The sequence below is a fragment of the Floridaenema evergladense BLCC-F167 genome, from assembly GCF_041929205.2.
Taxonomy (GTDB): Bacteria; Cyanobacteriota; Cyanobacteriia; order Cyanobacteriales; family Aerosakkonemataceae; genus Floridanema; species Floridanema evergladense.
Genome location: NZ_CM171625.1, coordinates 5840080 through 5856730 on the forward strand (window position 1 = coordinate 5840080; position 16651 = coordinate 5856730).

A 16651-nucleotide genomic window follows, 5' to 3' on the forward strand; every position below is an offset into this window, starting at 1 on the left:
TTCAGTAACTTTCGCTTAAAAATTAGTATAAAGAGTTACTATTCTGAATCTTTTGTTAAAATGCCACTTACTAATAACTTTCCCTCATCACAACCAAATTTTACTCAAGCAGACCTGTTACATCGGATGACGAATCGCATCCGTCAATCACTAGATTTACAGGAAATTTTAACTGCTACCGTAGCAGAAATTCGCGCTTTTTTAAATACCGATCGCGTCATGATTTATCGGTTTCATCCTGATAGCAGTGGCGAAGTAATAGCAGAATCACTCAGCGAAAATCGCCTCCCTTCCTTATTAGGATTAAACTTTCCCGCAGACGACATTCCTATAACTGCAAGAGAAATGTTTATCCGTGCGCGTCAACGTTCTATGGTTAACGTCGCTACAGGTGAAATTGGCTTAAGTCCTTTAGATTGTCCCGATACCGGACAAGCTTTAGAAACAAAAGATATTCGCTTTCGACCTGTAGATCCCTGCCATATTGAATATTTAAAAGCAATGGGAGTTTATTCTTCTTTAGTTATACCAATTTTGCAATATGATATTAGTGTTAATCAATCAAAACTAAAACTTTGGGGATTGCTTGTATCCCATCATGCTAACCCAAAAAACATTTCCCAAACAGAGTTGAATACAGTACAAGAAATTGCCGATCAAGTATCAATTGCTATTGCTCAAAGTAATTTATTAACCCAAGCTCGTCAACAAGCTGAAAGACAAGCAGCAATTAACAAAGTTGCCATCAAACTACATCGATTAAGTACAATTCAATTACAAGAAGCATTAGCAGAAACAGTTGCTATTTTTCAAGGCGATGGCGGTAGACTTTACATAGCCGTAGATGAATATTTTCCTATAAAGGTTTATACTTATGGTGACGATCCTCTAATCGTTCAATATGGTAATTATTTATTAGAAGAAGACCCGGTTTGGCAGAAGAAATTTTCGTTAAAAACTGCCACTTCAGCAGCTAATTCTGTATGGGCGATCGCCGATCTTTATCAAGACCCAGAACTAAGTCAAATCTCAGCAATCTTTCAACCTACTAAAATTCGAGGATTATTAGTTATTGCCTTAGAATATCGACAAGAATTTTTAGGATATTTAACAATTTTTCGTCATGAAATAGACAAAAAAACTCTTTGGGCAGGGCAATTTGATTCCGACAAAAGACAACTTTATCCCAGACGCTCTTTCACCGCTTGGTTAGAATTAAAAAAAGGTTTAGTGCTAGATTGGAAGCCCGAAGAATTAGAATTAGCCACAGGTTTAGGTTCTGAATTTTCAATGGCGGTACAGCAATATCAGTTATATCAAAAAGTGCAAATACTTAATTCTAATTTAGACCGTCAGGTAAAAGAACGTACAGCACAATTACAACATTCGCTCACATTTGCTAACCTATTAAAGCAAATAACCGATCAAATTCGTAGCACCTTAGATTTCAAAACTATATTAAAAACAATAGTTGAAGAAGTGCGCCAATTATTGAATACAGATAGAGTAGTAATTTATCAATTTACTAAACAATGGCATGGCGAAGTAGTTGTGGAATCAACCATTGGCAGTTGGCTGTCAATTTTAGGTTTTCAAGGGCCAGAAGATTGTTTTCCTGATGAAGTAGCTCAACTTTATAAAAAAGGAAGAATAGGGTCAATTAGTAATATTGCTAACGCTAATATTAGCCCTTGTCATTATGAGTTTTTACAAAGCATAAATGTGCAAGCTAACTTAGTAGTTCCAATTAGAATGAGCGACATACTTTGGGGATTATTAGTTGTCCATCAATGTCATTCTCCGAGAAATTGGCTAACCTCAGAAATAGATTTATTACAACAATTAGCCGATCGAGCCGCGATCGCCATTCAGCAAGCCCAACTTTACGAACAAACCCGAACTTCTGCCGAATTAGAACAAGCAAAAGCCCAACAATTAGAACAAGTATTAATCGACTTACAAAAAACCCAAGCACAACTAATTCAAACCGAAAAAATGTCTAGTTTAGGACAACTAGTTGCAGGTGTTGCCCATGAAATTAACAATCCAGTTAACTTTATTTTTGGTAATCTCACATACGCCAGCGACTACTGCCACGATCTTCTTGAAATCCTACAGCTTTTTCTGAAATATTATCCCCAACCCTATCCAGAAATTGAACAGAAAATCGAAGAAATTGACATTGAATTTATAGCTAAAGACTTACCAAAATTGCTAAATTCGATGAAAGTAGGAGCCGATCGCATCAGAGAATTAGTATTATCATTGCGTAACTTTTCTCGGTTAGATGAATCAGAAATAAAACCAGTAGATATTCACGAAGGCATTGACAGCACATTAATGATTTTGCAACATCGCCTCAAACCAAAATTAGGGCATTCCGGCATTCAAGTTATTAAAAATTATCAGGATTTGCCCTTAGTAGAATGCTACGCAGGTCAATTGAATCAAGTATTTATGAACCTATTATCTAATGCTATTGATGCCTTAGAAACTAAAAGCCGCACTGAAGAACAAACAGGAATAATAGAAAACGATAATTGCCACGAACTGAAAATCGAAATTGTTACAAAACCCACTAACAATAATTCAGTAACAATTAAAATTTCTGATAATGGTTTAGGAATACCATCCGATATTAAATCTCGCATCTTTGATCCTTTCTTTACCACCAAAGAACCGGGCAAAGGTACAGGACTAGGATTAGCTATTAGCTATCAGATTATAGTGCAGAAACATAACGGAAAACTCAAATGTTCCTCTGAGCCAGGAGTAAGAACAGAATTTACCATTGAAATTCCTGTTCAGCAAGTAATTAAAAATTGAAGAAATATTGCACCCCTCCCCGTTGACGGGGAGGGGATGGGGGTGGGGTTCTTGCTATTTAACTTGTTTTTGCCATAGAACGATCGCTACTCTAGCTTGTTTATAAGCCGGAGTATTAGCGGGAACTAAATTAGCAGCTTGAACTGCCAGAGCAAAATTACCTTGACTAGCTCTTTGTCTAGCCAAATTGAAAATAGTTTGACTCCATTGATTAATCAAAACTTGTGCTTGGGTGTAACCCGGATCTCCAGGGGGAATTTTTTGCGCTATTCTAATTGCTTGGTTGTAAGAAGAAGCAGAACCGGGGCGAATTAATCCCTTCGCAGTAGATAGTAAAGCTTGATTTGCTTGTTGCTTTTTCGCTAAAGGAGTCCACTGCCGAATTAACCTTTCAGCATCGGCAAAAACTGGCTGGGGGTCTTGAGGTACTACACTAGCAGCAACGATCGCACCCCGGTAATTCCCTACATTAGCCCTTCCCTGAGCAATATCCAAAATGTTGCGACTCCAGCGTTCAATAGCCGCTTGTGCTTCCCGATATTCCGCATCACCAGGCTGAATCTGACTAGCTTGTTTAATCGCTGCCACATAAGAATTAGACTGATTGCTGCGTAATAGAACTTTAGCTTTATTTAAAGCAGTTAAGCTACTAGCAGTCCCTTTCCCAGTAGGTTTTCCAGCAGAGCGTTCTGCTTGTCCCCCAACCGGACTTTCCGCTTGTTCGCCAGCCGGGAAAAGTAGGTTGCGCCCGAAAGTTGTCAACAATAGCAGTAACAACAACAGCAAACCACCGCCCCACAAAAGAATTTTCTGCCATAAACCACCATCGTTCTCATCATCATCTTCAGCAGCATTTACAGGTCTAGATTGCCCATTATTAACTGATGAAGTAGTGCTTGCGGTTTCTTGCTGGTTACGTAAAGCAGTTTGAAAAGGATTTTCTTCCTGAGAACTAGTTGCCACCCCAGAGGTAACAGCAACCCCACTACCAATTGACTGAGTGGTTGTCGAGTTCCAGTCACCATTACTAGAACCGACAAATGCGGGTTGTTCCGGTAAAATTACTTGATGACTCTTTCCGGGAGGATTAACCACAATTGTGGGTTCTTGTAGAGGACGACTGTGGTTTTGACTTAATTCTGGGATTCGTTCGCTTAAGTAACGTTTTAAACTAGCCAGAGTCGAACCAGCGCCCGATCGCAAACCCTCCAACAACGCCGCAGCAAACAAACCATGTTGTAGTTCCCCAACCTCATAAGAAAATTGACCCGGTTGAGAAGAGAGTACCGTAGGAATTTCCATTTCCCTGGCTAATTCCACAGTTTGATTGCCCACCACTGTCGCACCATCTTGATATTCCTGATGGTGATTCATATCCAGCAATAACAAAACTGTTCCCGCTTTAGAGTTCTTGAGTTTTTCATAGATTTCTCTGATGGAGATCCCTGTGGCGCTAACATCAGCTGGGTTGCCATCAATAGGCATCAGGTAATCTTGTCCTTCCCACTTCACACCATAACCGCTAAAAAATAACCAAACTAGGTCATCCTGTTTAATTGTTTGCTGACATAGATGATCTAGCCATTGCTTGAGATTTTCACCGGAAGGGTAAGTAGACAGACCTTCAATAAACGGTGAAGTATCTGTCAGTAACAAACAGCGATCGGGCAGAAAACTACCCCTACTAACTAAAAGGTTCCATAAACCCTGCGCGTCAGCTTGGGCATAATTTAAAGGTTGGAAGTGTTGGTATTGATTAATGCCTATTGCGATCAACCATTGATTGCTCATCAGTGATGTCTCCCATCTCTAGGATGTTTTTGGATTGTAATCAAAGAAATGTTAACAGTATTTATTTTGAGGTGAAACAATGCAAATAAGAACTTTAAGTTTATTGGTTTTTTTGGGGTTAGCTGGCAGTTTTTATACTGCTGAAAGTGCGATCGCACCCTTAGCCGCCCAAGCCTACACCTCTCGCGTCAATATTACACTGGAACGACAACCAAATGAATCTTTTCAAACCCTAACCCGCAGAGCCGAAACCATTGCCAGAGCCGCAGCACAACGCAGTTTCGACAACGATATTCTAGTTACCCAAGCGGCAGTAGTCGTTACAGGCGAACATATTGGTTTATCCGCGCCAATTTTGACCCTAGAGGTCAGTCGGGAAAACTGGAAAAATTATCCTAACGCGCAACGTTGGTCTACCTACTACCCAAATTCTAAAGCTTTATTAAGAATTGACGATCCTACTCCTGTAGTTGCCACACCCGCAGCTGGCGAAAGACCAGAGCCAACATTAGGCACAGGTGTAATTCAAACTACCCTCCGATGGTCTACCAAAGACGACCTAGATTTAGCAGTCACCGACCCCAGCGGTCAGACAGTTTTTTACCGCAACAAGAAAGTAGCATCAGGAGGACAGCTAGACGTTGACAGTAACGCAGGTTGTCAAAATACCATCACTAACCCTGTAGAAAATGTGTTCTGGCCTTCCACAGGTGCTCCTCCTGGGAATTATTTAGTTAGAGTTAATCTTTATCAGCGCTGTGCTACCCAAACTGGACAAATTCCTTTCCGGTTGAGATTACTAGTCCAAGGAAGAACTCAAGAACTTACGGGCAATGTCGATGATAGTAAAAAAATTGTCAATTTCCCCCTAGCCTTGAATGCTGGAGGCGCAACACCGGGACAATCACCTGCAAATTCCCAAAATAATACTCCCACTGGTACTGGCAATCCAAGACAAAGACCTACTTCCGGTACAAATAACAATAGTACGGGAAGTGCTACTCAACAACGTAATTCAACTAATCCGGCAAATCGATCGCAAACCAACAACCAAAATCAAACAGGTACTTCCACTTCTCCCAATCGACAAACTAACACTCCGGCAAATCGATCGCAAACCAACAACCAAAATCAAACAGGTACTTCCACTTCTCCTAATCGACAAACTAACACTCCGGCTAATCGATCGCAAACCAACAACCAAAATCAAACAGGTACTTCCACTTCTCCCAATCAACAAACTAACACTCAACCTAATCGTTCTCCTTCCAGAGCAACTTCTAATGAAGGTATACTTCGGAGAGCCAGAGAATTAAGAGATGACCTCAATAATAGACCTCCAACCGATCTCCCACAAAATTAATCAGGTAGAAGGACACTGGGGAGATGGGGAGAGATCTGGAGCTAGAAATTCCCCCCATCTCCCCACCTCCCCACCTCCCCACTTCTATTCCCCCCCATCTCCAATAGATCTCTCTCTGGACTAAGCAAGTTCTATTTCAAGGAGCAGATAAAACTTGGAAAGCATCTAGCTAACCTGAACTTATATAAACCTTGGTGATCGCTGTTCAGGAACCGGGAGCTAGGTTAATTATGTGGAAGTTTAATAGATTTTTGTTAAAAAGTTGCACTTTTGTTTTTCCGATGTTTTTTGCTTTAGCAGGTTTAGGAAGTACTCTAGTGGTAACTACTCCTGCTAAGGCACAAACAGCAACTCGCATCAATGGTAATGGTACTCGGATTGATGTTACGTTGAATCGTCAACCTAATGAAAGTTACGAGACGTTAATTACTAGGGGTCAAACGGCTGCGAGAAATGCTTTAACTCGTTCTTTTAATCAAAATCCTTCAGCTAGAAGAGTTTCTGTGACGATTTTGGGTGAAAATTCTGGTCAGATTGTACCACTTTTTTCTCTAAATGTCGATCGCCAAACTTGGGCAACTGGTCAGGATGTGAATCGATTTGCGACTTATTTTCCGAATTCGCGATCGCTTCTCGGCTTAAGAACTCCCACACTCAATAACAACGTTGCCAATCAACCTCAACAAACAAACGTTGCTAATGCCGGACAAACACTTCCTAACGGTGTGCGTGTACTTCCCAACGGCATTGTAGTTACAGGCAATGGTACGCAAATACTTCCCAATGGCGTAGTTGTAACTAATAACGGTAGTACGCAAGTGCTTCCCAACGGTAACGTTGTATCTGTTAATGCAGGCGTACAAGGTGCTAATGGTACTGCCAACACCAACGGTACTAACGGCACAGGCAACGGAACTACTGGAACTGGAATTAACGGAACTACTGGAACTGGAATTAACGGAACTACTGGAACTGGAATTAACGGAACTACTGGAACTGGAATTAACGGAACTACTGGAACTGGAATTAACGGAACTACTGGAACTGGAATTAACGGAACTACTGGAACTGGAATTAACGGAACTACTGGGACTGGAATTAACGGAACTACTGGGACTGGAATTAACGGAACTACTGGGACTGGAATTAACGGAACTACTGGGACTGGAATTAACGGAACTACTGGGACTGGAATTAACGGAACTACTGGGACTGGAATTAACGGAACTACTGGGACTGGAATTAACGGAACTACTGGGACTGGAATTAACGGAACTACTGGGACTGGAATTAACGGAACTACTGGAACTGGAATTAACGGAACTACCGGAACTGGAATTAACGGAACTACTGGGACTGGAATTAACGGAACTACCGGAACTGGAATTAACGGAACTACCGGAACTGGAATTAACGGAACTACTGGGACTGGAATTAACGGAACTACTGGGACTGGAATTAACGGAACTACTGGGACTGGAATTAACGGAACTACCGGGACTGGAATTAACGGAACTACCGGGACTGGAATTAACGGAACTACTGGGACTGGAATTAACGGAACTACTGGGACTGGAATTAACGGAACTACTGGGACTGGAATTAACGGAACTACTGGTGGATCGGGAACGGGAGGTTTTTAAAACTAACTGGGTTCAAGTAGCGTAGTAATGCCCTACAATAGGAGGGTTGTCTACTAATAGCAAATCCAGGACTATGGCGGTTCCTAAGAAGAAAACATCGAAGGCAAAACGTGACCAACGTAGAGCGACTTGGAGACGGAAAGCAGCTTTACAAGCTCAAAAGGCATTGAGTTTGGGTAAGTCAATTTTGTCTGGTCGCTCTACGTTTGTTTACCCTTCCAAGGATGAAGAAGAGGAAGACGAAGAATCCTAATGATGGGTTAGAAGTTTGTGTAATTTTAGCGATCGCTCAGTTTCCGTCCCGCTACCGATTCTGTTACAAAATTTAACTATGCTGCTGACTTGACAAAGAACAAAGAGCTTTTGTTGTGTTAGCACAGAGAAGTCTAAATTCTTATCGGATTTTATGATAGGGAAGTTTTTCAAAAAACCTGGGCCAGAAATGAGCGATCGTATTCCTCCCAATCAATACGAAACTAAAGGTTTTCCCGTACTGACTTACGGTAGTACACCCGAAGTTAGCATTGAAAATTGGGAATTTCGCATTTGGGGTCTAGCAAAAGAGGCAAGATTTACTTGGTCTGATATCATGGCAATGCCTCAAAGTGATTTCACTGCTGATTTCCACTGTGTAACTCGTTGGTCAAAATTAGATGTGCAGTGGACTGGCGTAAAAGTCACCGATTTTATGCAGCATATAGAGGTAGACTCCAAAGCTAAATACATCATGGAACACTGCTACGGAGGTTACACCACTAACATCAATATGGAAGATTTCTGGCGCGAAGAAAACTTTTTTGCTCATACTTTATTTGGTGAACCTTTACCAGCAGAACATGGTGGCCCTTTGCGCTTAATTGTTCCCCATCTTTACGCTTGGAAAAGTGCTAAATGGATTAATGGTTTAGAGTTTTCAAACAAGGAAGAACTAGGTTTTTGGGAACGTAATGGTTATCACCGTCGGGGTGAACCTTGGGCGGAAGAACGTTATAGCGCATTTTAAGCAATTAACATTGTCATTATTGTAGAGACGTTTCATCAAACGCCTCTACAATAAAAATTTCTACAAATCGCTTAACCGATGAATTTTTTCAATAAATCTAATTTTCCTAAATAAGGTGCATAACGTATTTTAAAGTCCAGCAGAAAAGATTTTTTCAAGACACTTTTTCGATGAGAAAAGGTATCAAAACTAGCTTTGCCGTGATAGCTACCGATGCCACTATTACCTACTCCACCAAAGGGTAGCTCAGTAACGGCAATTTGCATAACAGTATCGTTAATACAAACGCCACCGGATGAAGTAGTTTGTAATATTTTTTGTTGATATTCTTGATTTTTTGAGAAGAAGTAGAGGGCTAGAGGTTTGGGTTGGTTGTTAACGATCGCGATCGCTTCTTCTAACTTTTCGTACTCTAGAACTGGTAAAATCGGGCCAAAGATTTCTTCTTGCATAATTGGCGTATCTAAAGATACTTTGTCAATCAATGTAGGAGCGATATAACGAGTTTCTGAATTGGTTTTTCCCCCAACGATAATTTCACCACTTTTTAATAACTCTACTAAACGGTTAAATTGTTTTTGATTAATAATTCTCCCGAAGTCTGGACTTTTTTCTGGATCGTCTCCGTAAAATTCTTCCAAACAATTCTTAATACTGTCAACCAAGGGTTTTTTAATAGTTTGATTAACTAAAAGATAGTCTGGAGCTATGCAAGTTTGTCCAGCGTTTAGGAATTTACCCCAAACAATTCTACGGGCAGTTGTTTCAATGTTAATATCACTATCAATAATGCAAGGGCTTTTGCCACCTAATTCTAATGTAACTGGGGTTAGGTTTTTGGCAGCTGCTTCCATGACTATTTTGCCTATAGCTGTACCGCCCGTGAAAAATATATGATCGAATTTTTGTTGTAATAGTTGTTGACTAGCCTCTACGCCACCTTCTACAACTGAAATATAGTCAGATTGAAAGGTTTTTTGCATAATTTTAGCAATGACACCAGAGGTATGATGAGAAATTTCTGATGGTTTGATAATGACACAATTTCCAGCGGCGATCGCACCTACCAAAGGCGAAATTACCAAGTAAAAAGGATAATTCCAAGGAGAAATAATTAATACTACTCCCAAAGGTTCGGGGTAAATAAATGCTGAACCCGGTAATTGCTCTAAAGGAGTTGCTACTTTCTTAGGTTTACTCCAGTTTTTTAAGTTTTTAATAGCGTAATCAATCTCTTTAATCACCCCGATTTCCGTAAGATAACTTTCAAATATTGGTTTGTTGAAGTCAGCTTTTAAAGCATCTATAATCTCATCTTTGTTATCCAAAATTGCTTGTTTTAAATTTTTTAGCTGTGTTAACCGAAAAGCTATATCTTTGGTTTTTCCAGTGGAGAAAAACTGCCGTTGTTGCTGGAGAATTTCCTGTGCTGCTAATTCTTGAGTAATCATTGGAGTTGGAGTGTAGGTAAAGAGTAAAAATAGTGACAGCCAAGAGTTGATTGTCACCTGAGAATAAACTCTTGGCTGTCTAATATTTAAACACAATTGCTAAAATTTAGGAATTGTGAGCTTGTTTAATGGGTAAACAGACAGTAAAACAACTACCTTTGCCTACTTCTGATTTAACATCAATGGTTCCTTGGTGAGTTTCTACAATGCGGCGCGAGAGATGTAAACCTAAACCGCTACCAGATTGTTTATGTTTACCTTGGCGGAATCTTTCAAATAATTTGGTTTGATCTTCTGCGGAAATACCTAGCCCTGTATCTTCAACTTTTACTATAACTGAAGATTTGGAATTGGCATCAATCAGACGAACTTCTACCGATCCAGCTTCAGTAAATTTGATCGCATTGCCAATTAGGTTAATAAAAACTCGATGTAATTCTAAGCGATCGCCTTCGATAATCACTTTTTTACCTGAAGAGTCTGCTGCTTTTTCACCCAAATCAAAATTTAAACACAAATTTTTTTCATCAGCTAAAGGTTGCAATTCTTGCACTGCTTCTTTGAGGATTGCTGCTAAATCAATTTGGTTAAAAGAGAGTGTTTTACGTCCAGCTTCATAACGATATACTTCTAACAAGGTGTTAACCATTGCTAGGAGATTTTGGTTGCTGCGAACCATTGTGTCTAGCACTTCTAGGATGGGATCTGAAATTTCACCCAAAGCTCCCTGACGCATTAAAACCAACATTCGATCGGCTGCAATTAAAGGCGTTCGTAAGTCGTGAGTCAGACGAGAAACAAAATCTTCTCGCTGCCGAGCAATGGCATCGCGTTCGTCTATGCTATGTTTTAGCCGGAGAAGACTACGTACCCTAGCTAATAATTCATCCACTTCCACTGGTTTGTGGATAAAATCATCAGCACCATTGTCTAATCCTTTCGCTACACTAAGATGATCGTAAGCAGTGATTAGCAAAATGGGCATGAATGGTAAATTTGTATTCTGACGTATTCTTTGGGTGACTTCAAAGCCATCCATTCCGGGCATCATCACATCTAACAATAATAGATCGGGTGGTGATTCTTCTATCAGAGTTAAAGCCGAAAATCCATCTGAAGCTGTAATAACTTGATAGCCTTCTTCTTCCAAAATAGCTTGTATGAGAAACACATTATCTGGTGAATCATCCACAACCAAAATCCGGTCTTTTCCTACAACCTTAGAGGATAAAAAACGATTCATAGTAGAGGAAGTTTTGCAAATGATTTCTAGCAACTGTTTTATTGTCAATCAACCTTAGTATTATTTTTTCTTACTGAGTATTTACTTTACATCATCCTACCGAAATAGATCTTTGCTAACAACTCAAATCACTAGTTATTAAACATCTAGTCCTTTAATAGCTGTTTCTGGGTCTGAATAGCCTGTTTTTCAGAAAAACTATTGATATTTGATGGCGATCGCTATCCTTAGAGCCTGATTAAATACCCTGAATTAAACTAAAATCTGTGAATATTAAAATTAAATGATTTATTTCCTCATGCTTTCTAAGTTGAGCCAATACCAGGAAACTACACTTATGGAACCGAAAGAAACTCAGGATATACCGTCAATAGAAGCAGATAGTACATTAGCCGCTATAGTCTTTACCGATGTAGAGGGATATACTTCCAAAATGGCTGCCAACCAAAATCGCACCTTGGCTTTAGTTAGCCGCGACTTGCAACTAATGAGGGGAATCTGCGAACAATTTAAGGGCAGAGTAGTAGAAGATACAGGCGATGGGTTATTTATGTACTTTTCTAGTGCGGTAAATGCAGTAGCTTGCGCTCAAAAAATTCAAAAAGAGATCGCTCAAACTGCTGCCGCATTGCCAGAAAATAATGTACTTAAACATCGAATTGGAATTCATTTAGGAGATGTGGCTCATTTTGAGGGAGGAAAAGTTAAAGGTCATGGTGTTAATATGGCAGCACGCTTGCAAACAGCAGCGCAAGCTGGCGGTATTTGTATTTCACAAACCATCTATGATGTAGTGAAAAATCGCTTGACATTAACGGGAATTTTTAAAGAAGAGCGGGAGATTAAAGGCATTGAAGAACTTGTCACAGTTTATCATATTCCAGCTTTAGAAAGTTCGCAATCAACTGCTAAGAAAGTGTTTATTAGCTATCGCAGTCACGATCCAGATTTAAGTTTAGCTGAAGAGTTTTATCGAGCTTTAAAAGCTGCCGGACATGAAGCTTTTATGGCGGGACAAAGTATTCGTTTGGGAGAAGGATGGCCCCAACGAATTGAGGCAGAATTAAAACAAAGTAATTATCTATTGTTGTTGTTATCTGAGAAATCTGTGACGAGTGAAATGGTGATTGAGGAAGTGCGAAGGGCTAAGGAGTTACGCGATCGCAATTCCCAAGGCAAGCCAATAATTTTGCCCATCCGGGTTAAATTTCCCATGAATTCTCCATTAAATTACAACTTACGAGAATATCTAAGTCGCATTCAACAGCGAGAATGGAAGAGTGCAGAAGATACAGAAAAAATTGTCCAAGAAATTCTCGAAATAGTTACAGAAGGAAGAGAACAAGAAGAAACTAAAGAAACTCAAAAATATCCAGTAGCAGTATCAGATTCCCAAGCTAAACCTTTACCTGTAGCAATTCCCGAATTACCTCAAGTTATAGAATTACCAGAAGGTCAAGTAGAATTAACTTCGATTTTTTATGTAGAAAGACCCCCCATTGAATCGAGATGTTATGAAACGGTTTTACAGCCAGGTTCTCTAATTAGAATTAAGGCTCCTAGACAAATGGGGAAAACTTCTTTGTTAGCCAGAGTTTTACATTATGCCGCAAATTCTCGCTTTAGTACTGTTCCTTTAAGTTTTCAATTGGCTGATGGAAAAATTTTTACTGATTTGGATAAATTCTTACGTTGGTTTGCTGCTAATATAGCTAGAAGATTGCGATTATCTAATCGGTTAGATGATTATTGGGATGAGATTTTTGGCAGTAAAGATAACTGCACGGCTTACTTTGAAGAATACATTTTACAGAGTATCAACAATCCGTTAGTTTTGGGATTAGATGAGGTAGATTGTGTTTTCCAATATCCAGAAATTGCGGCTGATTTTTTTGGTTTGTTACGAGCTTGGCATGAGGATGCTAAAAATCGGGACATTTGGAAAAAGTTACGGTTGATTGTAGTACATTCAACGGAAGTTTATATTCCAATTAGTATTAATCAATCACCGTTTAATGTAGGTTTACCCATTGAATTACCAGAGTTTAATCAGGAACAAATTCGAGATTTAGCCAAACGTTATGGATTGCAATGGGAGGGGACAGAAGTCGAAAAGTTGATGGCTATGGTAGGCGGTCATCCTTATTTGATTAGGTTGGCTTTATATCATATTCAAAGGGGCGATATTTCTTTAGATCAATTGTTAGAAGTTGCGCCTACAGAAGCGGGACTTTATGCAGATCATTTACGGCGACATTTATGGAATTTACAACAAAATCCAGAATTAGTAGCCGGAATTAAAGAGGTGATGAAGGCTAATACTCCAGTGCGCTTGGAAGCTTTATCAGCTTTTAAATTGCATAGTATGGGTTTAGTATATTTACAAGGAAACGAGTGTAGTCCAAGGTGCGATCTTTATCGGCTTTATTTGCGCGATCGCCTAGATTAAACTGTTAGTAATTTAAGTTGCTGGTTAAGCCTAGAACACCAATTCAGTAATCCCAGAAACCGGGTTTCTTTGGCTTGGGGTAACAAAATATCGACTGCGCTAGGGAAAGAAACCCGGTTTCTCATCCCCGACTACAATACTGAATCGGCGTTTTAGCAGGGGAGCAGCGGAGAAAATCTAAAATCTAAAATGGAATGGCTAACTTAAATTTAAGAAATTCTGCGGATATGTACCAAGTGGGAGGGAGTCTACCAGTAGATGCTCCCACTTATGTAAAAAGACAGGCAGATGATGAGTTATTCGAGGCGTTACAAGCGGGTGAATTTTGCTATGTTTTAAACTCCCGACAAATGGGTAAATCTAGTTTGCGAGTGCAAACTATGCGGCGTTTAAAAGAGTCTGGTGTGGCTTGTGCGGCGATCGATATTACGGCGATCGGTAGTCAGCAAATCACTCCAGAACAATGGTATGCAGGAGTTATTCAAAGGTTAGTTAATAGTTTTAATTTAGCGGGTAATTTTAATTTACGCAGTTGGTGGCGAGAAAGAGATTTATTTTCTCCCGTACAGCGATTTAATGAGTTTATTGAAGAAGTATTATTGAGCCGTATTGAGCGAAAAATTGTCATTTTTATAGATGAGATTGATAGCGTTCTAAGTTTAAATTTCCGAGTCGATGATTTTTTTACGGCAATTAGAGCTTGTTATAATAATCGGGCCGATCGCGCAGAATATCAGCGGTTAACTTTTGCATTATTGGGTGTAGCAACTCCTAATGATTTAATTGATGCTAAACACCAAAGTACGCCTTTTAATATTGGTCGAGCCATTCAACTTTGTGGTTTTACATTAGCAGATGTAGAGCCTTTGTTTAAAGGATTTCCGGGAAAAATTCCTGCTCCGAAAGAGGTTTTAAAAGAAGTGTTAGACTGGACTGGCGGACAGCCTTTTCTAACGCAAAAGGTTTGTCGAGTAATTCAGAATTACCTCAGCTGCGAAGCGAACTTACATCCTAAAAATAAAATTTATCACCAACCCGATTGGATTAAAAAGATTATTAATTCTCAAATTATACACAACTGGGAAGCGCAAGATGAACCGGAACATTTGCGGACAATACGCGATCGCCTATTAAGAAGTTGTCAGCAGCCAGGAAGATTATTGGGAATGTACCAACAAATTTTGCAGCAAGGCGAAATTTTAGCTAATAATAATTTTGATCAATTAGAATTACAATTGTCGGGATTAATTGTGAAAAAAGATGGTAAATTGAAAGTTTATAATCGAATTTATGAATTAGTTTTTAATCGTCAGTGGGTAGATGAAGCTTTAGCTAATTTACGTCCTTACGCAGAAGCGATCGTTGCTTGGGAAGCCACAGACAGAAAAGATGAAGCTTATTTATTGCGCGGAAAAGTCTTACAAGATGCCTTAAATTGGGCAGAAGATAAAAGCTTAAGCCCACAAGATTTTCAATTTTTAACTGCTAGCCAATTATTAGAAACCAGAGAAATTATTCAAGCTCATCAAAAATTAAAAAAAACTCACTCCTTTGCTGAAAATGAGGAAACAATTGCTCAAGAAGCAGCGAGTATCGAACAAACTGGTATTACTGCTTTACGATTATTTGAAAGCCAACACATTGACGCATTATTATTAGCATTGCAAGCAGGACAAGCTTTGAAATCACTGATTAATAGCGAAATTTCTTTAACAAACTATCCTAGCCTCAGTCCATTATTAGGTTTACAAATTATTTTAGAACATATTCGGGAGAAAAATAAAATTTTTGCTAATTGGCTAGGAATTACTTCGATTAGATTTTCTCCTGATAGCCAGCATTTGGCAACTGGATGTCGTAACGGTAAAGTCCAGATATGGAATATATTAGGGCAAAAATTAATCGAGTATGATGCCCATAAAGGAGAAGTTTGGGGTGTGAATTTCAGCCCTGATGGAGAGTATTTAGTTACCACAGGAGAGGATAATACTACTAGAATTTGGAATTTCTCTGGACAATATATTAACCAAATCGATCGTCATCACAGTGCAGTAATTGAAGCTAAATTTAGCCCTAACGGGAAAAATATAGTTACAATGACTGAAGATGGAGTTAAATTTTGGAATCTATCTGGACAGAAAATAGCTCACAGAAATATTCATCCAAGTTGGATAACCACAGTTGGTTTTAACCCTGATGGAGAATGTATTACTGTGGCATTTCGTAGCGGAGTAGTTAAGTTATGGAAGCGTTTTCAACAACAACCGTTGGAATTGAAAGTGAATCAAACTATCTCAGCAAAAATTACTCAGATTACTTTTTGTCCGACTGGACAACGCTTAGTAATGATAGAAAAAAATATTCTCCGACTTTGGGATTTTTCTATACTACAAATGTCTCACTGGCAAACTGAACATAGCGAAATTAAAAGTATTAGTTTTAGTCCTGATGGATTGTATATCGCCACTGCTGGTAAGGATAGTACAATTAAAATTTGGGATTTATCAGGAAAACTTTTATTAGAATTGAATGGTCATCAGGGTACCGTTAGGGATGTTTGCTTTAGTCCAAATGGAAAGTTTTTAGCAAGCGCAGGCGCAGACGGAACTTTCCGAATTTGGGATTTAAGGAAACCTTTTATGTTGTTGTGTAGCCAATATACAAGAGTTTATGATGTGGGATTGAGTCCTGATGGACAATATTTAACTAGTCGGGGTGAGGATGGTACAGTCACTTCTTGGGAAATTTTTAGTTTGGATGAGTTGTTAACAAAAGCTGGTGATTGGTTGCAAGATTATCTAAACAGTCATCCTGAGAAATTACAGCAAATAGGAGGTGTAAATACATAGGATTGAACTGATTTTTTTCTTGCTAAATCTAGC

10 protein-coding genes are annotated in these 16651 nt (G+C 39.2%); 7 read left to right on the forward strand and 3 right to left on the reverse strand.

All coding sequences use genetic code 11. The features are described from left to right. Positions 1-60 precede the first annotated feature (60 nt). Entirely contained in the window at positions 61-2826 is a 2766-nt protein-coding gene (locus ACE1CA_RS27970) for a GAF domain-containing protein (protein WP_413278255.1), read from the forward strand. A gap of 54 nt (positions 2827-2880) precedes the next feature. Here ACE1CA_RS27970 and ACE1CA_RS27975 read toward each other — a convergent pair whose 3' ends face one another. After that, positions 2881-4617, reverse strand: a complete 1737-nt coding sequence (locus ACE1CA_RS27975) for a caspase family protein (protein WP_413278254.1) — start codon at positions 4615-4617, stop codon at positions 2881-2883. Between the two features lie 79 nt (positions 4618-4696). Here ACE1CA_RS27975 and ACE1CA_RS27980 point away from each other — a divergent pair, with 79 nt between their 5' ends. The 4 genes from ACE1CA_RS27980 (at position 4697) to ACE1CA_RS27995 (ending at position 8626) form a co-directional block, all read left to right on the forward strand. Continuing rightward, a complete protein-coding gene (locus ACE1CA_RS27980; protein WP_413278253.1) occupies positions 4697-5980 on the forward strand; it encodes a hypothetical protein in 1284 nt (427 codons plus the stop codon). Positions 5981-6210: 230 nt separating this feature from the next. Beyond that, positions 6211-7623, forward strand: a complete 1413-nt coding sequence (locus ACE1CA_RS27985; protein ID WP_486517566.1) for a hypothetical protein — start codon at positions 6211-6213, stop codon at positions 7621-7623. Between the two features lie 73 nt (positions 7624-7696). After that, a complete protein-coding gene (rpmF, locus tag ACE1CA_RS27990; protein WP_413281004.1) occupies positions 7697-7876 on the forward strand; it encodes a 50S ribosomal protein L32 in 180 nt (59 codons plus the stop codon). A 153-nt stretch (positions 7877-8029) separates the two neighbouring features. Continuing rightward, positions 8030-8626, forward strand: a complete 597-nt coding sequence (locus ACE1CA_RS27995) for a sulfite oxidase-like oxidoreductase (RefSeq protein ID WP_413281005.1) — start codon at positions 8030-8032, stop codon at positions 8624-8626. 71 nt (positions 8627-8697) lie between these two features. Here the strand turns inward: ACE1CA_RS27995 and ACE1CA_RS28000 are convergent, their stop codons facing one another. Together ACE1CA_RS28000 and ACE1CA_RS28005 are read right to left on the reverse strand one after the other, a co-directional pair. Then, positions 8698-10077: an aldehyde dehydrogenase gene (locus tag ACE1CA_RS28000; RefSeq protein ID WP_413281008.1), complete on the reverse strand. Its 1380-nt coding sequence runs from the start codon at positions 10075-10077 to the stop codon at positions 8698-8700. Between the two features lie 106 nt (positions 10078-10183). Next, positions 10184-11320, reverse strand: coding sequence for a sensor histidine kinase (locus ACE1CA_RS28005; RefSeq protein ID WP_413281006.1), 1137 nt, complete (start codon positions 11318-11320; stop codon positions 10184-10186). Positions 11321-11657: 337 nt separating this feature from the next. On the opposite strand from ACE1CA_RS28005, the gene ACE1CA_RS28010 reads away from it, so the two are divergent. Together ACE1CA_RS28010 and ACE1CA_RS28015 are read left to right on the forward strand one after the other, a co-directional pair. Then, a complete protein-coding gene (locus ACE1CA_RS28010; protein WP_413281007.1) occupies positions 11658-13769 on the forward strand; it encodes an AAA-like domain-containing protein in 2112 nt (703 codons plus the stop codon). Positions 13770-13963: 194 nt separating this feature from the next. Further along, complete coding sequence (locus ACE1CA_RS28015) at positions 13964-16618, forward strand: AAA-like domain-containing protein (RefSeq protein ID WP_413281091.1); 2655 nt, start codon at positions 13964-13966, stop codon at positions 16616-16618. The last annotated feature ends 33 nt before the right edge of the window (positions 16619-16651 follow it).